Annotated in this window: 15 protein-coding genes and 1 pseudogene; 13 read left to right on the top strand and 3 right to left on the bottom strand. The window is 56.6% G+C overall.

Features of this window, described 5'->3' with window-relative positions:
- Nucleotides 1–519: 519 nt before the first annotated feature.
- Nucleotides 520–756, top strand: coding sequence for a Uma2 family endonuclease (locus tag ACOOHD_RS17195; RefSeq protein WP_420459107.1), 237 nt, complete (start codon nucleotides 520–522; stop codon nucleotides 754–756).
- 11 nt (nucleotides 757–767) lie between these two features.
- Here the strand turns inward: ACOOHD_RS17195 and ACOOHD_RS17190 are convergent, their stop codons facing one another.
- Complete coding sequence (locus ACOOHD_RS17190) at nucleotides 768–1,547, bottom strand: nucleotidyl transferase AbiEii/AbiGii toxin family protein (RefSeq protein WP_420459106.1); 780 nt, start codon at nucleotides 1,545–1,547, stop codon at nucleotides 768–770.
- Nucleotides 1,544–2,158, bottom strand: coding sequence for a type IV toxin-antitoxin system AbiEi family antitoxin domain-containing protein (locus tag ACOOHD_RS17185; protein WP_420459105.1), 615 nt, complete (start codon nucleotides 2,156–2,158; stop codon nucleotides 1,544–1,546). The genes ACOOHD_RS17190 and ACOOHD_RS17185 overlap by 4 nt, the downstream gene beginning before the upstream one ends.
- A gap of 147 nt (nucleotides 2,159–2,305) precedes the next feature.
- Between ACOOHD_RS17185 and ACOOHD_RS17180 the strand changes: the two genes are divergently transcribed.
- The 4 genes from ACOOHD_RS17180 to ACOOHD_RS17165 all read left to right on the top strand — a co-directional run bounded on the left by ACOOHD_RS17180 (nucleotide 2,306) and on the right by ACOOHD_RS17165 (nucleotide 8,620).
- A complete protein-coding gene (locus ACOOHD_RS17180; RefSeq protein ID WP_420459104.1) occupies nucleotides 2,306–5,098 on the top strand; it encodes a family 78 glycoside hydrolase catalytic domain in 2,793 nt (930 codons plus the stop codon).
- A gap of 173 nt (nucleotides 5,099–5,271) precedes the next feature.
- Nucleotides 5,272–5,805 (top strand): transposase, encoded by a 534-nt coding sequence (locus ACOOHD_RS17175; protein ID WP_420459103.1) that lies wholly within the window; start codon nucleotides 5,272–5,274, stop codon nucleotides 5,803–5,805.
- Nucleotides 5,806–5,888: 83 nt separating this feature from the next.
- Nucleotides 5,889–7,328, top strand: a complete 1,440-nt coding sequence (locus tag ACOOHD_RS17170) for a sulfatase (RefSeq protein WP_420459102.1) — start codon at nucleotides 5,889–5,891, stop codon at nucleotides 7,326–7,328.
- A gap of 134 nt (nucleotides 7,329–7,462) precedes the next feature.
- Nucleotides 7,463–8,620, top strand: coding sequence for an ATP-binding protein (locus ACOOHD_RS17165; RefSeq protein WP_420459101.1), 1,158 nt, complete (start codon nucleotides 7,463–7,465; stop codon nucleotides 8,618–8,620).
- Between the two features lie 21 nt (nucleotides 8,621–8,641).
- Here the strand turns inward: ACOOHD_RS17165 and ACOOHD_RS17160 are convergent, their stop codons facing one another.
- Nucleotides 8,642–9,523, bottom strand: coding sequence for a radical SAM protein (locus tag ACOOHD_RS17160; RefSeq protein WP_420459100.1), 882 nt, complete (start codon nucleotides 9,521–9,523; stop codon nucleotides 8,642–8,644).
- Between the two features lie 191 nt (nucleotides 9,524–9,714).
- Here ACOOHD_RS17160 and ACOOHD_RS17155 point away from each other — a divergent pair, with 191 nt between their 5' ends.
- From ACOOHD_RS17155 to ACOOHD_RS17120, 8 genes and pseudogenes are all read left to right on the top strand, one after another.
- On the top strand, nucleotides 9,715–9,957 hold the full coding sequence (locus tag ACOOHD_RS17155) for a UPF0175 family protein (protein ID WP_420459099.1): 243 nt from the start codon (nucleotides 9,715–9,717) through the stop codon (nucleotides 9,955–9,957).
- A 197-nt stretch (nucleotides 9,958–10,154) separates the two neighbouring features.
- Nucleotides 10,155–10,436: a DUF3368 domain-containing protein gene (locus tag ACOOHD_RS17150; RefSeq protein WP_420459098.1), complete on the top strand. Its 282-nt coding sequence runs from the start codon at nucleotides 10,155–10,157 to the stop codon at nucleotides 10,434–10,436.
- A gap of 23 nt (nucleotides 10,437–10,459) precedes the next feature.
- Nucleotides 10,460–14,029, top strand: a complete 3,570-nt coding sequence (locus tag ACOOHD_RS17145; RefSeq protein ID WP_420459097.1) for an SNF2-related protein — start codon at nucleotides 10,460–10,462, stop codon at nucleotides 14,027–14,029.
- 1,478 nt (nucleotides 14,030–15,507) lie between these two features.
- A pseudogene (locus ACOOHD_RS17140) lies at nucleotides 15,508–15,606 on the top strand (SEC-C metal-binding domain-containing protein); the annotation flags it as partial.
- Between the two features lie 60 nt (nucleotides 15,607–15,666).
- Complete coding sequence (locus tag ACOOHD_RS17135; RefSeq protein WP_420459096.1) at nucleotides 15,667–17,193, top strand: type I restriction-modification system subunit M; 1,527 nt, start codon at nucleotides 15,667–15,669, stop codon at nucleotides 17,191–17,193.
- Between the two features lie 104 nt (nucleotides 17,194–17,297).
- Nucleotides 17,298–19,067, top strand: a complete 1,770-nt coding sequence (locus tag ACOOHD_RS17130; RefSeq protein ID WP_420459095.1) for a hypothetical protein — start codon at nucleotides 17,298–17,300, stop codon at nucleotides 19,065–19,067.
- Entirely contained in the window at nucleotides 19,064–20,536 is a 1,473-nt protein-coding gene (locus tag ACOOHD_RS17125) for a type I restriction-modification system subunit M (protein WP_420459094.1), read from the top strand. The genes ACOOHD_RS17130 and ACOOHD_RS17125 overlap by 4 nt, the downstream gene beginning before the upstream one ends.
- On the top strand, nucleotides 20,533–21,693 hold the full coding sequence (locus ACOOHD_RS17120; RefSeq protein ID WP_420459093.1) for a restriction endonuclease subunit S: 1,161 nt from the start codon (nucleotides 20,533–20,535) through the stop codon (nucleotides 21,691–21,693). Before ACOOHD_RS17125 ends, ACOOHD_RS17120 begins: the two co-directional genes overlap by 4 nt.
- Nucleotide 21,694 lies beyond the last annotated feature (1 nt).

Below are 21,694 nucleotides of genomic sequence, written 5' to 3'. Positions count from 1 at the left end.
ACGCAAGCGTGATCGCTTCGCTCGGAGTTGAGGGTCCGGGCGTGCGGGCGTGCGGGCAATCGGGCGGGGCCGCAGGTGCGGAGTACTTGGTAGGGGCTGCGATGTCACGAGCTGCGAACTAACTTACCTTCGACCACGAACGTTATTTTCATATGTCCTTTCACATCGAACTTCCTGAGAACCGCAGCATCCAGCTTCGCTTCGACGAGCAGCTGTCGCTGGCGGAGTTCGAGAACTTTTGTAGCCGTCATCCTGAGCTCATTGTGGAGCGGGAGCCAGACGGTCAGCTCACTGTTATGCCTCCCGTACACTTACTCTCCGGCGGCCAGGAGTCGGACGTCGGATTTTATCTGAATTTATTCGTCAAGCCGCGCAAATTAGGGCGTGTACAGTCCGAGCACGGGCTTTACGCTGCCGGATGGGTCGTTGCGTTCTGCAGATGCCGCCTTTGTCTCTACAGCTCAGTTGGCTCAGCTTGCCGAGGCGGAAAAGCACCGCTTTGCTCGTCTCGTGCCGTAGTTGGTAATAGAAATACGCTCCGATACTGACAAGCTTGGCAAGTTGCAAACGAAGATGCGGGATACCTGGGTCGGCAATGGCGTCCGGCTGGCCTGGTTGATCGATTCGCAACAGCACATAAGTTACATCTACCGCAGCGACGGTAGTGTGGAAGTCGTAACCGGTTTCGACAAGGTATTGGACGGGGAGGATGTGCTGCCGGGCTTTGGGCTGGAGTTGGCGCGGTTGGAGGTGTAGGCGGTGGTAGTTTAGGCTAGCTCAACTTCCGCCCAAAAGGTGGGAAAGTGGCGGACGCGGTCGACGTCCTCTGGATTAAATAAAAACGCCTGTACGCCCCGCGCCAGGTCATCGAAATTAAAATGCTCGATGTGCCCTGCCACTCGCTCACGTAACGCCTTCACGTCGTCAATAGCAAGCCGTTGCTTTAGGTAGCCGAAGTCCGGTCGGTACTGCTGCAGCAACCAGTGCAGATCGTAAAAGTCACGCCCCTTAGGTCGCTTGCGGCCCAGTACTGCGGCTATCTTCTGGGCGGAGAGCAATTCGGGCGGGGTGACGAGGATATCGTTCTGTATGCCAAACTTACTGAGCGTATGCACCCGCGGCTGATAGTCGTAGTACTGCTTTTCGGTATCCATCTTGATTAGCATCTTGGCCTCTTTGTGGGGAGATAAGTCGTACTTGTACAGCAGGCCCGGCAAGGTGATGCGAGCGTAGTAAGCCCCCTTGTGCACAAATCGGATGGTGACTTCGTACCCGTTCCGCTCCAACCAGCGCTGAATGATGGCTACCGCCTCCTCAAAATCAGCTGGTGTCAAGTCTTTATTGTCGAAGTCTAGATCTTCGGAGAAGCGTTCGGTACCATAGGCGATACGCAGGCAGGTGCCCCCCAGGAAGATGTAGCGGTGACCGTGCTTACTTCGGTAGAGTGCTTGCAGCATTTCGTATTGGAGATATTCCCTGAGTAGGTCCAGCTTCCTCCGGTGCAAGCTATCGGGATACCACTTCTGAATCTGGTCTATTGCCATCATAGTGCGACAACTTTTTTAAGTGTTTGTAAGCGGTGCAGGATAGCCTTACCGCCCATCCTTCGGGCGTACTGGTTCATTATTTCCCAGTCGACCAGTTCATCAATTTCGAATTCATCGAATCGCATCTCTTCTACCCATTCCACGTCGGTGAATTGAGGTTCCAGGTATGCAAAATCCAACAGCGCTTTTTCGGGCGATGCAATGGCGTAAGTAGTGCCTTTCCACTGGTGTAAGTGATAGCCAAAGAACAGGGCTGAGTCTATGGTGCGATAAAAATGGACGGTATATTCTATCCGAAATTGCTGTGTCTTAAGGGGAGTTACCGATGTAGTATGGTACACAGTTTCTGGAATAAAATTATAGTACCTAAGGGCTGCTTCGAGCGATATATAGGACGGTTTGTAAAGTTGATTAGCTACCGCAAAATGATTAAGTGTAGACGTCAAATCCATGTTTGGGCTCAAATACAGCCCATTGCGCAACTTCCGCACCTTCCCCTCCCGCACCCACCTTCCAAACACGTTGGGATCGAAATCCGGCCCGTAGCGCACCCGCATATCGGCGGTGGTGATGAACGGCTTATCGGGGACTTCGTAGCGGCGGCGGGGCATCTTTGGTTTCTTTTTTTCAGTTAACGGGAGAGGAGCGGGAAGGGTTCCTTTGTTGCGGCGGACCTTATCCCTGACCAGTGACGTAAGGCACTAGGGGACCGGGCGGTAATACGAACGTCGCGTACCTTGTAGGTACAACTCCTACTAATGATCGACTTCCAAGCCCCCGCTCCGGCCAAGCTGGCGCTAGTCCTCTGCCTCCTGGTCTGGGCCCTCGGATACGGACAGCAACGGCAGTCCAGCGCGGTAGCCGACCTCCACTGTGAGTACGGCGCTGATCCTCTAGGCATCGACGCCCCCGCCCCCCGCCTGGGCTGGAGGATGGTCAGCGACCGCAACGGGGCCCATCAGTCAGCCTACCAGGTCCTGGTGGCCAGCAGTTCGGAAATGCTTTCCGAAAGAGACGCCGACCGCTGGAACTCCGGTAAGGTGCCGGGGCCCGCCAGCGTACACGTCACCTACCAGGGGAAAAGCCTAAGCTCCCGCGACCGCTGCTACTGGAAAGTACGCGTGTGGGACGAAACCGGTAGCCCCACCGCCTGGAGCGCGCCCGCCCGGTGGACCATGGGACTGCTCGACACCACCGACTGGCACGCCCGGTGGATCTCCTCTAAGTATGCTCCCGTAAGTACCCTGCGTACTCCCTTCGTGAGTGAGCCGCAAGACTTCGACGACAGCGACTCTACGGCTATCTACTTGCGTAAGGAGATCGGGCTGGACGGGGAAGCGATCGAGCGGGCTACGGTAAGTGTGTCCGGACTGGGCTATTACGAACTGAGTCTGAACGGAGAAAAGGTGGGCAACCACGTGCTCGACCCCGCCTTCACCGACTACCAGCGCACGGTGCAGTACCTCACCTACGACGTCACCGACCGGCTGCGGGCGGACAGCAACGCCATCGGGGTCATCCTCGGCAACGGCTTCTATAACCTGCCCACTCAGGATCTCTTCCAAATGAACCGTGCTAACTGGAAAACCCCCAATAAGCTCCTCTTCAACCTCTACGTTGAGTACACCGACGGCAGCCACCGCGAAATCGTCTCCGATACGAGCTGGCGGTGGAGCTACGGCGAGATCGTCTACAACAGCCTGCGCGGCGGGGAGACCATCGACCTCAACCAGCGGCAGGCGGGCTGGAACACCCTCGCCTTCGACGACAGTCACTGGCAGCCTGTAGTGGAGGTGCTCGCTCCGACTGGTAGGCTACGTGCTCAGTACATGCCCCCCCTGCGCGTAACGGCTGAGCTGGCGGCCGAACGAATGTGGAGCCCGGCCCCGGATACCTTCGTGTACGATTTTGGTGAGAACCTGACGGGCTGGGTGGAGGTACACTTCGAGGGCTTAGAACGGGGGCAAACCGTGGCGCTCGACTTCAACGAGACGCTCAACGCCGATAGCACCCTCGACGCGCAGCACAGCTCCGGCCACACCTGGGGGCGTTTTCAGCGGGGGGTGCTAGTATCCGCCGGGGGTACGGAAGAGGTCTACGAGCCGAGATTCACCTACCACGGTTTTCGGTACGTGCAGCTTTCCGGAGTTTCCGTTGCACCTGCGCTCCCCGCCCTAACGGCTAAACGGGTGCATACCGATCTGGCGACGATCGGAGAATTTAGCTGCTCCGACGAACGGCTCAACGAACTGCACGCGGCCGTACGCCGTACCCTGGAGAACAGCATCCACGGGATGCCCGGTGAGGAAGCCACCCGTGAGAAAATGGGCTGGACGCTCGACGGCGGCATGGAAACCATGGAGTCGTACCTGATGAACTACGACGCCATCAACGCCTACCAAAAGTACCTCCAGGACCTCATCGACGCCCAGGAGCCCAACGGCCACGTGCCGGCCATCGTACCCACCAACGGCTGGAGCTTCAACGTCGACGGCCAGCCCTTTACCTGGGACGACCCCTGGTGGGGCGGCACCATATTTTATGTCACCGACAAGCTCTATCAGTATACCGGAGATACGGCCATCGTCGCCCGCGCCTACCAGCCGATGCGCGACTACCTCGAGTACCTCTACACTACCGCCGAAGACGATATCATCAGTTGGTCGCTCGGCGACTGGCTCGATCTGACGCACAACTCCAATGGCTTCGGTCCGGGACTGACGCCGGTGCCCCAGACCTCGACGGCGGGTAGCTACCACTTCAGCGATCTGCTGGCCGACTACGCCCGAATGCTCGGCAAAACGGAGGACGCCGAGACCTACGCCGCCCACGCCAACTGCATCCGCGACCGCTTCAACGAGGAGTTCTTGGATACGGAGACCGGTTGGTACAATCCTAACTCCCAGACCGCCCAGGTGGTACCGCTGTACTACGGGCTGGTGCCGGAGCAGTACCGCGACAAAGTACACGCCCGTCTCATGGACGCCATCCGCGACAACGATTACCACACTTCGGTCGGCTTTCTGGGCGTGAAGCCGCTGCTCTATTACCTCAGCGCGCACGACCTGCCGCTGGCCTACCGGATGGTGACCCAGGAGGAGAGCCCGGGCTGGCTCCACTTCGTAGAGAGCGACCGCAGCACCATGGGCGAGAACCTGAACGCGGAGGGCTACGGTACGGGTCATCATCCCTTCAGCACCAACATCGGCTTTTGGCTGTACACCTACCTGGGTGGTATCAACCCCTTTCTAGGTGTGGCCGGCTCCGACGAGATCACCCTTACGCCCGGCGTGGAGACGGATCTGGAGTGGGTCAAAACATCCCACGATGGCCTTCGGGGACGGATCGTGAGCGACTGGGCTAAGCAGGGGGATACGGTTACGTACTCGGTTACGCTGCCGCCCGGCGTTACGGGGCGGTTGATATTGCCTGAGGGGATACGCGATCTACTGGTGGATGGGGTGGTGGTGGATGACAGCGACTCCGTCGAGCCTATCGATGACGGCTACCGGGTGGCTCCGGGTAGCTATACCTTCACCTTCCACCTATAGCGCAGGCATTTCTCCTCGGAGGCGTCCCGAGCGCAGCGAGGGCTCCTCCGAGGTGTAAATGACGGTTTCGATCAACCCGCTCCGACACCTCGGAGGAACTTTACCAAAGCCGAAGCTTTGCTAAAGATGCCTCCGAGGAGCTGCGCTCCGCTGGCGTTTCCTAGTTTCACGCAATGCATACACTACCCCCTATCTTTCATATCTACAACCGGGCTACCGATCGGCGTACGCTTTTTCATTCCCCCGAAAATTATGTTATCTTTTTGAAGAAAATGCGGCGGCAATTGCTACCGGCGGCGGATCTACTCGCCTACTGCGTCATGCCCAATCACTTCCACGTTTTACTTTGCCCCAAACACCCCCTAGTAGATGGTTTACCCTTCACGGAGAAGCCTCTACCACGACTGCCTACGGATGAGCTTTCCAAAGCGGTGCAAAAGTGGCTAATGGGCTATACCAAATCGTACAACCTTTACTACAGCATGACCGGCTCACGGTTCTGTCAGCATACCCGGTGTAAGCGACACGTTGGAGTGCGGCGGGGTATCGACTATATCCACAACAATCCGGTAGCGGCCGGCCTGGTAAAGCATGCCGACGAGTGGGGTTATAGCTCCTGGTCGGAGCACGCTGGCTTCGTAGACCAGGGAGACGCTATCTGTAACCTATCACTCGTACATCAACTACACAGCTTTGAGCAAGCTTAAGCGCGCAGTCATTTCTCCTCGGAGGCGTCCCAAGCGCAGCGAGGGCTCCTCCGAGGAGCTCCGCTATTCAAAATCCTTCCCCCATGCGCTACCTCGTTCACCTTCTAGTACTCACCCTAGCTGCTTCCTGCGGCAACACCGAGACAGCGCCGACCACCGAAAACACCCCCCTCCAACACCCTAACTTCATCATCATAGTAGCCGACGACCTCGGCTGGAACGACCTGAGCAGCTACGGCAACGCCTTCACCGAGACCCCCAACCTCGACCGGCTGGCCCGTCAGGGCGTGCGCTTTACGAGCGCCTACGCGGCCGCGCCCCTGTGTAGCGCCTCCCGGTCCAGCCTGATGACGGGTCTTAACCCCGTACAGACCAACATCACCGAACATATCCACGGCAACCAGCCGGCGCGGCCCGACCAGCGGCTCGCCACTCCCTTCATCGATCAGGAGCTGCAACTCCACTTTACCACCTTTGCCGAGGCACTCAGGGAACACGGTTACGCCACCGGCTTCATCGGCAAGTGGCACCTCGGCGGCGGGGGGTACGCCCCCCAGCACCAGGGTTTCGACGTCAACATCGCGGGCGGCTACGAGGGGCTACCCAATACCTACTTCTACCCCTGGTTCCGCCCCGGCTCGAAGCCCGAGATCCAGGACGACGCCCAGGAAGGCGATTACCTCACCGACGTACTGACCGATAAGGCCATCGACTACGTCAGCGCGGAGCGGGATACCAGTTTCGTACTCTACCTGGCCTACTACTCCCCGCACGTACCCATCGAGGGGCCGGAGGATCTGGTGGAGAAGTACCGCCAGAAACGTATCGCCAGCGGTCAGGATACCTCCGCCCTCCCCAATTTCCACTATGCGGCCATGGTGGAAAGCATCGACCGGAACGTCGGCCGCCTGCTCGCCACCCTCGATAGCCTCGGGCTGGCGGAAACCACTGCCATCGTGTTCACCAGTGACAATGGCGGGCTGCACGTACCATCCATCCCCGGCTTCGACAAGCACACGCCCCCGATGAAGAACGACCCGCTGCGGGAGGGCAAGGGCTACACCTACGAGGGCGGCATGCGCGTACCCTTCATCGTACGCTGGCCCGGTACCGCGGCGGGAGTAGTCACGGATCAGCCCGTGATCGGCACCGACCTCTTTGCTACCCTAATGGATGCGGTGGGTGACACAACCGAGCTGGCCTATAGCAACAGTATCATTCCCGCTCTCAATGGTCCGCAGGATTACCCCGAACGCACGATGATCTGGCACAACCCCCACTACAACCACCAGGGCCACCGCCCCAGTAGCGCCATCCGTCGGGGCGACTGGAAGCTCATCCACTTCTATGAGACGGACACCGACGAGCTTTATGATTTAGCCAATGACTTAGCGGAGCGAAACGACCTAGCTACGGCCCATCCCGAACGGGTCAGCGAGTTGAAGCAGGCACTCGACGGTGCGCTGGAGCGGATGAACACCCAGTTTCCTTCCCCGAATCCTGCTTATACTGGTGGCGAGTAACAGCATACTAGAATAGAGTCAACCGGGGCGGAGCCGCAGGTGCAGAATGAACTGTAAGTCCCAAAATTTGGAGCTAATCTCAAAATTTACCTTAGTTTTCCGATTACGCCTAAGTTTTAAGACTAATTTTGACTATGATCAAACGCGTATTACAGCAAAAGATAACTCAGGAAATTGGGCGGGGCAAGGTCATTATCCTCCTAGGTCCGAGACAGGTAGGGAAGACTACGTTGGTAGAAACTATACTAGATGACTTAAGTGTAGAGTACACTTACTATAGCGGTGACGACCCTACCGTCGATGGATTGTTCCGGGATAAGGGCAGGGAAGAACTGCGTGAACTGGCGCGTGGTAACCGCATTGTCTTCGTCGATGAAGCACAACGCATCCGCGACATCGGCCTACGGCTGAAGCTGCTGGTAGACAACTACCCGGACATTCAGTTTATCGTTACGGGATCATCCTCTCTCGACCTAGCCAGGGGTGTAAACGAACCCCTTACCGGAAGGAAGTACCAGCACTACCTCTACCCTATATCCTATGCGGAATACGCGGGTGAGGTAGGTCGGTCCATCGCTCGACAAAATCTTCCCGACAGATTGGTATACGGATTTTACCCCGAGGTCATCCTAGCGGAGGGTGCGGGAAGAAGCACGCTACAGCTAATCGCGGAAAGCTACCTCTACAAAGATATCTTGGCCCTAGAAGACATCCGCAAACCCGATCTACTGACCAACTTACTACAGGCGCTAGCGCTACAGGTCGGCTCCGAGGTGTCGTACAACGAGCTGGCTAAGCTACTGCGGGTCGATGCACAGACCGTAGAGCGTTATGTCGCGCTCCTGGAACAAGCTTTCGTGATCTTTCGCCTACGCGCCCTGGCCCGCAATCCGCGCAAGGAGATTTCTCGGGGTCGCAAGGTTTACTTCTGGGATAATGGCATCCGCAACGCCCTGCTCAACAACTTCGAACCCATGACCCGCCGTACGGACCGGGGGGCACTCTGGGAAAATTTCATCGTTAGCGAACGGCTCAAGGCCCAACAGTACCACGACCGTTACGGCTCTTCCTACTTCTGGCGCAACTACGATCAGGCGGAGGTCGACTACGTCGAGGTCTACGACGGCCGCCATCTGGCTTACAAGATCAAATGGAATCCAAGGAGGAAAGGGCAAGTACCCAGGGCCTTCCTGAACGCGTACGAACGCAGCGAGGGCAAGGTGATCACGCCCTCTAATTTTGAGGCGTTCCTGCTGGTGCAGGGGGCAACCAAGGAGGAGTTGCCTGAATAAGCAGCCCTCCCGACCGGGGCCTCAGAATAAATACCGCATCCTATTCCAAGGCACCACCTCATCGTGCACCGCCAGCCATTCCCGGCAGATCTGCGCCTTGAGATCATGGCGGTACCGCACCGCGCTGCTGCCGTAGCCCGACCGCTTATGCTCCTGGATGTCCGGCCGCCAGAGGAGAGCCTCGCTCTCGGTCATGCCGGCCGCCAGGTTGCGCTCGTGCTGCCAGGGGTTGTGGGTGACCATGATGCCCTCGGCCTGCACTATATCTCGGTGGGCGGGATCGGTTACCGTAGTGGCAAGCTCCTCGAACAACTCGCGGTAATCCTCCAGCCATCCTTCGCAGAAAATGATGGGACTAAAGTTCACGTGCACGTCGTAGCCCGCTGCGATGAAGCGGGGGATGGCTGCGATCCGGTCGGCGATCTGGCTGGTCTTCGGCTCCACCAGGTCACTCATGCGCTGTGGCATCAGGCTGAAGCGGATGCGCACCTTGCCCCGGGGGTCGAAGTCGAGCAGCTTGTCGTTGACATACTTCGTGGCGAAAGTCGCCTTGGCCATTGGGTGGTCGCGAAAGAAGGTAAAGACCCGCTCCCAGTCGTAGTGCTTGTAGTGCAGGCCGATGTCGGTACTGCAGCCGATGTCGTAGGTGTAGTAGGTCGCGTCGGTCTGATTGGGTCGTTTGGGCCAGTCCAGCTTCCCGGCGTGGGCGGCGATGCGGTCGAGGATCTGCTCGGTATTCTCGTTGATGAACACCTTGTCGTGATTGTAGCGCATCACGTAGCAGTAGCTGTCGCGACAGCCCCCCAGGCAACCGTAGATGAAGTTGGGGGTGACGTAGTCGGCCGAGCGTCCGTTGTCTTTGACCGTCAGGGTCTTTGTGCGTTGTCGTTTTAGTTGCGGCATACGAAGGTAGGGGTTGGAGTGGGGTCCGCCGTAGGGGGTGTAGACCAGCTTAGGGAAACGTCTGGGAGATAGGGGTGGTTGCTGCATTTCTCAATATTCTGGGTGGCGATAGGTAGCCGGCAGTGCAGTAGCGACGGGTGAAAGATGTAACTTAGATGAACGGAATCTGGTTATTACAGTAAACTACCACAATGGCCATCTTTATCACCGACGACCCGCTACGCCGCATCGACATGAATGAGGAGGATACCCTGCTCGAATTTGCCTGCTGGCTCTACGAGAAGCGCCGAATGAGCTTCGGTAAAGCTCAAGCACTAAGTGGTAAAAACCAGGTTGAATTTCAGCAAGCATTGGGTGACCGTAAGATCGACGTGCACTATAGTATGGAAGATTTAGAAGTCGACCTAAATAACCTAGGCATCACAGATATCTAGGCGTGCTTGTAATTAGTGATGCCTCCCCCATCAGTAGCTTATTTCAAATCGGGCTACTGCCCGTCCTGCGGCGGCTGTATGACGAAGTGCATATTCCTCAGTCCGTTTATGAGGAATTGATCGTGCTACCAAACCAAGCTAAGATGCTAACTGAAGTAGATTGAATTACGGTAATCCCCCCACCGTATAACGAAACTATGGAACGCCTCAAGCAAACGCTGGCCCCTGGCGAATCAGAAGCAATATCCCTGGCCCTACAACATCAGGGAAGTACCTTACTGATCGATAAACTAGCCGGACGTACTGTTGCTACCAGCTATGGCATTAACATCGTCGGTGTACTCGGTGTGTTAATTCTCGCCAAGCGTAAGGGGCTAATTCCTCAGGCAGCTTCTTCCATTACAGCTCTTCGTAAGTTAAGTTTCCACCTCAGCCAGCCGCTAGTTGACCGAGTACTTCGGGGTTTAGGAGAACTATAAACAACTACCCCTACCTTCCCCCCATGCCACGCAAAAACACCTGGGGCTGGTACCGCCCCAACCCCGCCCCCCAGGCCCGCGCCGGCAGCTACCGCCGCAAGTACGGCACCAGCTGGTGGGGCAAGGAGTTCCTGGCCGCCCTGCAGCGCATGGACTACTCCGGCCGCCTGAGCCGCGGACAGACCTACGCCAATAAGGGACTGGTCGAAAACATCCAGCAGCCCCGCCCCGGCAAGTTGACGGCCGAGGTGCAGGGCAGCCAGCCCCGCCCCTACCGCGTACGCCTCGACTGGACCCCCTGGCCCACCACCCATGCCGGCCGCGTACTCCAGGCCATCCGCGACAACCCCGCCCTCCACGGACAGCTCCTCACCGGCACCCTACCCTCCGAGCTACTGGAGGTGGTACAGGCACAGGGTCTTACCCTCTTTCCGCAGGAGTTCGACGAGCTGAATCCAGCCTGTAGCTGCCCCGACTGGGCCGTACCCTGTAAGCACCTGGCCGCCGTCTTTTACGTCATGGCCGGGGCCATCGACGCCGACCCCTTCGAGCTATTTCGTATGCGCGGGCTCGACCTGCGCGAGGCCCTCACACCCCCCGAGGAGGAGGCCACCGACACCGTGCTCGAACTGACCGATTTGCTGCAGCCCGTCGCCGGTACGCCCATCTTTACCTGGGACGAGGCGCTCGCCAACAGCATCGATTTCAGCCACTTCGCTGACCAGGGCTGGGAGGCCGTGCGCCGTCTGCCGGAGCAACCCGCCTTCGATGCCGGGGGTGATTTTCAGGCGTTTCTGAATAAGGTCTATACGCAGTCGGCCCGCTACGCCAGCAAGCTGTGGCAGAAAAAGACTACGGCACCCGTCACCGAGCTCCTGCCCCCCGCCACCCAGTTGGAGCTCCACCTCGACGCGGACCTGCGCCTGATCCGCCTAGCCGCCTACGACGAGCAGGACGAGGCCCGACTCGACCTCACCACCGACGCCGCCCTCCTCGACTGGCTCCAGCAGATCGAACAGCTCGAGCGCCATCTCCTCAACAAGGAAGCCCGTAGCCTCCTCCTCGCGTTCCAGTTGGCGCGGACGCAGGTGCAACGCAAGTCGCTGGTCCCCGCCTTACTCCACGACGCCCCGGGCACCAGCTACCTCATTCAGTACCTCCCGGTGGCGACTACAGAAGAGCTGACCGATACCCTACAGCGCTTCGACCGCCTGGTAGCTCCTACCCTACTGTACGTGGAGCGCGAGGAGTTCTATGAGTTCCGGGCGGAGCAGGCGGGCCGGCAATTGCTTGCAGCACTGATGGGCTGTATGATCCGGGAAGCCACGGCGGGGATGGAAGAGGACAAACCGGCTCGCCGCTTATTCCTGCTTCGTGGCCGGCAGCGGTTCACGCTGGTGGGCACCGAGGGATTCGGGGAGGCGGTGCACCGCTACCTGGGGCAGCTACATCTGGCCGACCAACGGTTCTCGCCGGTGGTACGAGTCGTAGAGGTAGATGATGGGCTTTCCGTAGACGTGCTCGTCCACGACCGCGAGCAAGCGGATAAAAGCCAGCCCCCGGTGCCCCTTGCGGAATGGCTAGCCGGGGCAGAGCGGTCCGACCGCCTACGCCTGATCAAAACGCTGTCTTTTCTAGCTGGCCACTTCCCCCAACTGAGCGATTACCTGGCCGGGCAGGGAGCCGACGCGATGCACTTTTCAGTTCATGACTTCACCCCGGTGCTGACCGCCGTACTGCCGAGCATGGAGGCACTAGGCATCCGGGTACTGCTGCCGGCCCCCCTGCGAAAGTTGCTGCGCCCGCAGCTGGGACTGAGCGCCCGGACCAAACCGGGTACCCAGATCTTCGAGCTATCGGGGATCGTCTCACTGGACAATATTATTCAGTTCAACTGGCAGCTGGCGCTGGGCGATCAATTTGTGAGCAAGGAGGAGTTCATGCAGTTGGCGGAGAGCGCCGGCGGGCTGGTCCGCTGGAAGGAGCAGTACGTGATGCTGGACCGGGCGGAAGTAGCCCGACTAATCGACAAACTCGCCGCCGGGCAGCCGGAGCTCAAGCCCCACGAACGACTACAAGCCCTATTCACGGAAGAATACGAGGGGGGACCGGTACGCTTAGGTCCGGAGCTGACCCGGCTCATTACCCGCCTACGCGAAGGCTCCGCACCTGCGACCCCGCCCGGATTGAACGCCACCTTACGCCCCTACCAGGAACGGGGGTATGCCTGGCTGCACACGAACGCGGCACTCGGCTTCGGCTCCGTACTGGCCGACGATATGGGACTGGGCAAGACCCTACAGGTAATCACCCTGCTGCTAAAGTACGCCGAGGAAGGCCTGCTGGAGGGAGAGAAAGCTATTGTGATCGTACCCACCAGTCTGCTCGGTAACTGGCAGCGGGAGATCGCCCGCTTTGCGCCCGCGCTGACCGTCCACCTGTACCACGGTGCCGGGCGCAGTCTGCCCGATGCCGGTGACTACCACGTATTACTGACGACCTACGGGGTAGTGCGTAGTGAGGAAGGCCTAGCCAAACTGTCCTGGCGGGTGGCGGTGATCGACGAGGCCCAGGCCATCAAGAACCCCTCCGCCAAGCAGACGCGGGCGGTGAAGAAGATCAAGGCCGCGGTGCGCATCGCGATGAGCGGCACCCCGGTCGAGAACCGGCTGCTGGACTACTGGAGTCTGCTCGACTACACCCTCCCAAAATTCCTGGGTTCGCGCAAATACTTCAATGAGCACTACGGCCGGCCCATCCAGGGGGAGCACGACCGGCGGGTGGCGGCGCGGTTTCAACGACTCACGGCTCCCTTCGTGCTGCGGCGGCTCAAGACCGATAGGGACATCATCACCGACCTGCCCGACAAGGTGGTGCAGACCGAGCACTGCGCCCTCACCCCCGAGCAGACGGCCCTTTACCAGAGTGTCATCGCGGAGAACATGCGGCGGGTGGAGGAGAGTGAGGGCATCGGGCGGCAGGGGCTGATCCTCAAGCTCATCACCGCCCTCAAGCAGGTGTGCAACCACCCGGCTCAGTTCCTCAAGCAGGACGCGGCCGACTTTGGACAGAGCGGCAAGGCGGAACTCCTGCGGGAGCGGCTGACCAGTATCCTGGAAAATGGAGACAAGGCCCTCATCTTCACCCAGTACCGCGAGATGGGCGAGCTACTACAGCAGATGATCCGTAAGGAATTTGGGCTGGAGGTGCCCTTCCTCCACGGCGGCAGTAGCACCAAGCAACGGGATGAAATGGTCGACCGCTTCCAGACCGACAGCGATACGCCGCTACTCCTCGTGAGCATCAAGGCCGGCGGTACGGGCCTCAACCTCACCGCGGCCAACCACGTCATTCACTACGACCTCTGGTGGAACCCCGCCGTGGAGGCCCAGGCCACCGACCGAGCCTACCGTATTGGGCAGGAGCGCACGGTGTTTGTGCACCGGCTGGTCACGGCGGCTACTTTCGAGGAGAAGATCGACCAGCTCATCCAGAGTAAGCGAGATCTGGCGGAGCTGAGTGTGGTGGAAGGGGAGACTAGTTTGGGGGGGATGAGCAATCGAGAGTTGGGGGAGTTGATGCGGCTAGAGTAAAATGCTGCCTCCGGCAGCGGCAGTAAAATGCTGCCTCTCCCGATAGCTATCGGGACGATGTCCGAAGCACTCTACGAGTGCGAGTGGTCGGGATGCCCACTCAGCCATAAATTCACCACTTAAAGTTACACCCCATGCCTTCCACCCTACAAATTTCCGAGCTCTCTGCCGCGATAGAACGGGGGGACTACCCGGAGCTTCCGGATGAAGCAGTCGCTGGTCTCTACGGCATACCACCCGATCACTGCTTCGTCACTACGGGAGAGCTGCACGGAAAGGAATTTCCCAACTTCATGGTATCGCTCAGTGCGGCTACGGCTCGGTTCTGCGGGTTTTCCACCAAGACCCCGCCCGAGCCGAACTTCAAGTTCATCGCCTTCCAAGATAAGCAGGGGAATATGGGCCTGGAGACGATACTGCTGTTCGACAAAGGACGCTCGTTACACCTTTCCTTCGATCCGGCCCATCCCTCCGTCCGGCAGTGGTTGAGGCTGGCTACCGAAACGCCCGTGTTCGGTATCACCTACGCCATGCCCGGTTCGGACCAACTGTACAGTGGGTACAACGAGATGGATGAGGACCAGGCCACCTGGTTTACGCGCAATTTGCCAAAGGCGGAGGCGCTGCCCCACACCAACGTGCTCACCGGCCTGGTACTCCAGCGCATGCGCTCCCTCAAGCCTACCAAGAACCACCGCTTTCTCACCTTTGCCGAAGCACCCGGAGCCAATGACCTCCCCGACTGGCTCACCGCCAGTGAAGATGATTATGCCCTGGCCTGGCTGGCGGAGGAGCACGGCATCGCCCTTACCCTCGGCACCGAGGTAACGGAAAGCGATGACTTCGTGGAACAAGTATTTAGCATTCCCCCCGAATTACTACAGCGGCCCCGGGAGTTGTTCAAGCGCTATCAGGAGCTGGATAGGGCGTATCCCGACCGGCCACTCCTCCTGCGCGGACTAGCTCTGGCGGCCGGAAATCTCGGAGATGAGGCGGCCTGCGATCGCTACACCGAGCGACTTCGGCAGCTACAGGACAGGAGCCTGACCCACCGCCTGTACTATCTGGAGGCGCTACAGCAGGCCGGGCAGTTTCGTACGGAGATGGAGCGTTTTCCGCGGCCACATAGTCTACTGGACCATCCCCCCCAGGATGAGCTGGGCCGATACGACCTCAATAATTTTATCACCCACGAGGTACTAGCTACCTGCTACGAGTGCGGAGTAGGTCAGCTTACCGAGGCCGTGCTGCGGGTAGATCGGCTGGTCCGGCTGGGGGTGTCGCCCGAACGATTCACCAATGCACTGTCGAGCATCGTCATCAGCCGCATGGGCCGGCTCGACGCGGACAGGGACATGGAGGTGCTGCTTACGTATACTGACATCCCGGCCGCGATACGCCGGCAGCTACACGCTGATACCCTGCCGCTGCTACAAGAACAGGTAGTAGTCGTCCTGGAGGAATTTATGGAGACGATGCCCGTGGAAGAGCCGGTGCGCCGTGCGGGGCGCAAGGTGGGGCGCAACGAGCCCTGCCCGTGTGGTAGTGGGCGGAAGTATAAGCGGTGTTGTGGGTAGGGGCGGGGGCGCTGGTGCAAAGTAAATTACATAATTTGCCAACTCTCAGTCTCACCCCGGATGTCACCAAACCCCATTACTCTCTCCCAACTCGAACAGTACTTAGCCAAGGCAGCGTGGATCTTGAAGGGGCCCGTAGATGCATCTGATTTTAAGGTGTACATCTTTCCGCTGCTCTTCTTTAAGCGCATCTCGGATGTGTACGACGAGGAGTACCGTCAGGCACTGACGGAGTCCGAAGGCGACGTAGGCTTCGCTGCCCTACCCGAGATGCACCGCTTTGCTATTCCCGACGGTGCACACTGGAATGATGTCCGGGAAACCACTACCAACATCGGTGGAAAAATAGAGGATGCCTTACGAGCCATCGAGCGGGCCAATCAGGAGCAGCTGTACGGTATCTTCGGTGATGCTCAGTGGAGCAACAAAAACAAGCTCTCCGATCGGCTCCTGACAGATCTGATCGAGCACTTCTCCAAGTATGAGCTCTCGAACTCGAACGTAGCGCCCGATATGCTGGGGCAGGCCTATGAGTACCTGATCAAGCACTTCGCCGATTTAACGAACAAGAAAGCCGGGGAGTTTTATACGCCACGTGCCGTAGTTCACCTATTAGGTCGGCTGCTTGATCCGCGCGAGGGGGAAAGCATCTACGACCCCGCCTGTGGCACCGGTGGTATGTTACTGGAGTGCGTAGAACACGTGAAGGAGCGGGGCGGGGAATACCGTACGCTACGCCTCTTCGGACAGGAGAAGAACCTGACCTCCAGCTCCATCGCCCGCATGAACATGTTCCTGCACGGCATCGAGGACTTCGAGATTGCTCGGGAGGACACCCTGCGTAAGCCCGCCTTCTTCAGTGCCGATGGGCTACGCCGGTTCGACTGCGTGATCGCCAATCCACCCTTTTCTTTAAAGCAGTGGGGCGCGGAGGAATGGAGCAGTGACCCCTACGACAGGAACTTCGCCGGCACCCCGCCTAAGGGCAATGGTGATATGGCCTGGGTGCAGCACATGATCAGCTCCATGAAGCCGGGGAGTGGCCGCATGGTGGTCGTACTACCCCACGGGGCGTTGTTTCGCAAGGGCGCCGAGGGGCGTATCCGCAGGGCTATCCTGGAGCAGGACCTGCTGGAAGCCGTCATCGGACTTGGACCGAATATCTTTTACGGCACGCCCCTAGCCCCCTGTATCCTAGTCTTCAAGCAGCGTAAGCCTGCTGATCTTCAGGGTAAGGTGCTTTTCATCGACGCCTCCGACCAGCTGCGTAACGGCCGCGCCCAGAACTACTTAGAGGAGAAGCACATCGAGCGCATCTTCGGCTGGTACGAAGCTTGCAAAGACGTCGAGAACTACGTGAAGCTGGCCGATCAGTCTGACCTCAAAGAGAACGACTACAACCTTAACATTCCGCTTTACGTGGAGAAGGTGATCGAGGATGATCTGCCTAGTGTGGAGGAGGCGCTGGAAGACCTGAAGGTGGCTTGGAGGGGAAGTTTGGCGGCGGAGGAGCGGTTTCGGGGGTTGCTACAGAGCTTCATCTCCTTGGAAAACGAACAGGACCCAGGCAAAAGCCTGAGTCCATGATTCTTAGGAGCCGAGGTGCTGACGTAGGTTTACCCAGTGGAAAGCAACTACGGCTCCTTTTTGTGTTTTGATTGCACCCCAAAGTTAGGCCATAGTTTTCAGTTATGCAAAATTTGAAGTTAAAATATGATGTCACGGAGTTGCAGCAGCTCTTTGTGGAGAAGACGTTGGAAGTACTACACAAGGACACGATTGATACCTATCGTTTGCGCCTTCACAATCCTACATCCCTCCTGAGGGAACTGGTCAAGGTCTGCCTAGATCTAAAGTTAGAGAGGCTTAGAAATCATGATTATGCGACGACTCTTATCAGGGAGATGGCAAGGATTTTACAAACGGACCACAATCTTAACTTTGACAGGATTGAGCTGGGCTACTTCAATAAACTATTAACAGAAGCGAAGGGCAAAAAGGTCAATTACAGTAAAGTGATTCACTCAGCAAATCTTCTGCTTAGTGACAACATGGATTATTTTAATAAGCTACATGAGAAACTTCGCCTAGCACTCATCGCCGAAAATAGGCAAACAGATCTCTCACTCCAGGAGGCTAAAGATTTCAATCTTACCGTCCAATATTACTACATTGAACTTACAGAGCTTGGCTACTCAAGATTTTATCTGGACCATTTTGCGAATGCTGTTTTAATAGGTCTTTCCAGGCAGTCGTTTGAGGAAAGATTTGAAATTTTACATTCCCTATATGATCGACCGCACGAGGAGTTTACGGTTGTATTTGGGCTTACGTCCTACAAAATAAACTTGGTTAATGTAAGGCTTCGTGGCACTATCGCAACTCGAGTTACCGCCCGGGACAAGGCTCAGTTAAGACACTCCACCAATCAACACATATCGAGTTATCTTGATAAGCACAACGAGGAGCTATTACTGATCACTAAAGTCACTTGTTCTGATTACTACCGCGCGCTGGAACTAGGAAAAGAACTGATGCTTGAATTTTTAGATAGCCTGTATGTCAGCTACAGTAAATCGAGCATCACATTGATGGATGAAATTGCCGTGATAGGAGCCAACGACCCCACCAAGTCGAGAGTTTACAATTCCACCTATCGCATCGAAGGGCATTTTGAAGGTAGAGAAAGCCGTTATCTCCACCTATCAGAAAGCTTCGATTTCATAAAAAATAATGAGAGAATTTCCGAGGATACAGTAAACAAACTAATCTCCGGGATAAGAAATTTGAGACTTGGCACCGAAGCAACTGACTTGGGTAATAAGTTGCTTAACTACTGGATAGGGCTAGAATTTATCTTCGCAATATTCGATGCAGACGAATATACCATTAGTCGAATTCGCACTTATTTACCAAGGTGCCACGCATTGATTTATCTACGCAGAAATCTATTTTCATTCCACCGCGACCTCGAAAGACTGGGGTTACACGAAGGGCTTTCCAACTACGACGGGTCTTTAGCTTACCTCCTGCATCAAGAAACCCATGATATTATACAGTCAAACACAAAATCTATCCTCGCAAAATATAGATCGCGACACATATGGGAGCTGATAAATGACAGCAAACAGCTGCAAAGCGCATTGATTAACCACCAAGAAAATCTTGACTGGAATATTATGAGGATATACCGAATTAGAAATGAGATCGTACATAATGCCGCAATAAGGAGCGACATTGTCACATTGGTCAGCCACTTGAGGTCATATTTGACTTTTATCATAAATAATGCGGTGGACTTCTTACTAAATGAAAGAACGGATGTTAATTCCGATGGCCAAGTTTCAATTGAAGACTTCTTTATTTTACAAGATATAAGACTATCCAGTATCGAAACAAATAAGGAACGAATGAGCGTTGAAAGTCTCCTTAAGCTAAGAGTCCCACGTAAAGTAGTATGACCCAAGCCCAACTAGAACGCTACCTCTGGGGTGCCGCCACCACCCTACGCGGTACCATCGACGCCGGCGACTACAAGCAGTACATCTTCCCGTTACTGTTCTTTAAGCGGATCTGCGACGTGTACGACGAGGAATACTGCAAGGCCCTGGCCGAAAGCGATGGTGATGTGAAATACGCCAGCTTCGCCGAACATCACCGCTTTCAGATTCCGGAAGGGGCGCACTGGAAGGACGTGCGCGAGACAACCACTAACGTAGGCGTTGCCATCCAGCACGCGATGACCGAGCTAGAGAAGGCCAATCCCGCTACGCTGTACGGCATCTTCGGGGAGGCCAGCTGGACCAATAAGAACCGTCTCAGCGACGCCACCCTGATCGACCTCATCGAGCACTTCAGCCAGCAGGAGTTGAGCTTGGATAAAGTACCCGACGACCAGCTCGGCAACGCCTACGAATACCTCATCAAGGAGTTTGCCGACGACAGTGGCCACACCGCCGCCGAATTCTACACCAACCGCACGGTCGTGAAGCTGATGACCCTCATCGCCAATCCCCAGCCCGGTGAGAGCGTGTACGACCCCACCTGCGGCTCCGGCGGACTCCTCCTCAACTGCGCCCTCCACCTGCGCGATGAGGGTAAGGAGTACCGTACTCTACGCCTATACGGACAGGAGATCAACCTGCTCACCTCCGCCATCGCCCGCATGAACATGTTCCTGCACGGCATCGAGGAGTTCAGCATCGTGCGCGGCGATACCCTGGCCCGGCCCGCCTTCCTGGAGCACGACCGGCTCAAGCAGTTCGACGTCATCCTAGCCAACCCGCCCTACTCCATTAAGTCGTGGAACCGCGAGCGCTTTGAGAGCGACCCCTACGGAAGGAATGTGTGGGGTACGCCGCCGCAGGGGTGCGCGGATTACGCCTTCCAGCAACACATCCAACTGAGCCTAAACCCGCAGACCGGCCGCTCCATTTCGCTCTGGCCCCACGGTATCCTCTTCCGCGACGCGGAGGCGGACATGCGGCGCAAAATGATTGAGGCCGACCAGGTGGAATGTGTGATCGGCCTGGGGCCAAACCTGTTTTACAACTCACCGATGGAAGCCTGTCTGCTGATCACGCGGCGGGAAAAACCGGCGGCGAAGCGGGGGAATGTGCTCATCATCAATGCGGTGAATGAAGTGCGGCAGGACAAAACGATCGCCTATCTGGACGACGAGCATATCGACAAAATTTATACCGCGTACAAGAATTTTAGCGATCAAGATGCATTTTGCCGCCTCGTTGAGAACCAAGAGATTCTCGACAAGGGGGCCAGTCTCAACATCTCCCTCTATGTCAGTAATGTCGATAGCGACCTAGAAAAAGTAACGATTGATGACGCGCTGCGTGAGTGGGAGCAAAGTAGTTCCGATTTAAAGCAGAGCATGACACAGCTATTTGAAATGCTCGATACCCCGGCAGAATGAACTTGAGCAAATTAGACAAGTCGAAATGGACGCCCCACGGGTTTGATGAGATTGCGACTATGGTGTCCGAGCGGGTCGATCCGAACGAAACGGACCTAAACATCTACGTAGGTTTGGAGCACATCGATCCGGAAAACCTGCATATTACCCGCCATGGAAGCAGCGACGATGTAAATGGAACCAAGCTGCGGTTTTACCCGGGCGATGTCATATTTGGCAGACGAAGGGCGTATCAACGTAAAGCAGCCATCGCGAAGTCACACGGTTTCTGTTCTGCACACGCTATGGTTTTGCGGGCTAAGCCAGCGGTTATCGATCCCGACTTATTCCCCTTTTTCCTGCACTCCGACCAATTCATGCACCGTGCGGTCGATATTTCAGTTGGCTCACTATCGCCTACGATTAACTGGAAATCCCTCCGCAAGCAGACCTTCCTCCTCCCCCCCAAAGCCGAACAGGCGCGGCTGGCGGAGCTGCTGTGGGCGGGGGATGCGGTGGTGGAGGGGTTGATGTCTATTCTTACGCAAGCGAAATTGGTATCAGAGTCTTTTCAAAGTGACTTCTTCGGGAATATCGAAGGCAGCAAAACGCGATTTAGCAGAATTGCTGACATACGATATGGCCTAACTGTAAACGCTGCTCGCCGCAATAGTATAGACAAAGAACCATATCTACGGGTTGGCAATGTATACAGAGGCGCGTTAGACCTTTCCGAAGTTAAGGAGATCGGTATAGTTGACGGCGACCAAGAAAAGTATGCGCTTGAAGAGAATGACATCTTGATCGTTGAAGGTCACGCTAATATTCAAGAAATTGGCAGGGCCGCAGTTTGGCAAAATGAGTGGCCATACATGTTGCATCAAAATCACGTTATCAGAGCACGCTGCATCCAAAAAGGCGTGGCGGAGGTAATTGCATCTTACCTAAACAGCCAGCGTGGAAGGTCATACTTTCAACAAAATGCGAAATCCACGAGCGGCTTAAACACTATTAACTCAACTATTGTAAAGTTATTTAAAATTCCAAATTTTTCAGACACTCATGTTAATTCATTTAGAGCTAATATGGCAGAAATAGATACTACCATAGTTAGTACTAAAAAATCATTGGCCTCCGCTAGAGCCCTTCAGAAGTCCATAATTAACCGAATATTCTGAT

This window comes from Neolewinella sp. (genome assembly GCF_965214665.1).
In the GTDB taxonomy this organism is placed as follows: domain Bacteria; phylum Bacteroidota; class Bacteroidia; order Chitinophagales; family Saprospiraceae; genus Neolewinella.
This window is presented reverse-complemented; position numbering and strand designations above follow the sequence as displayed.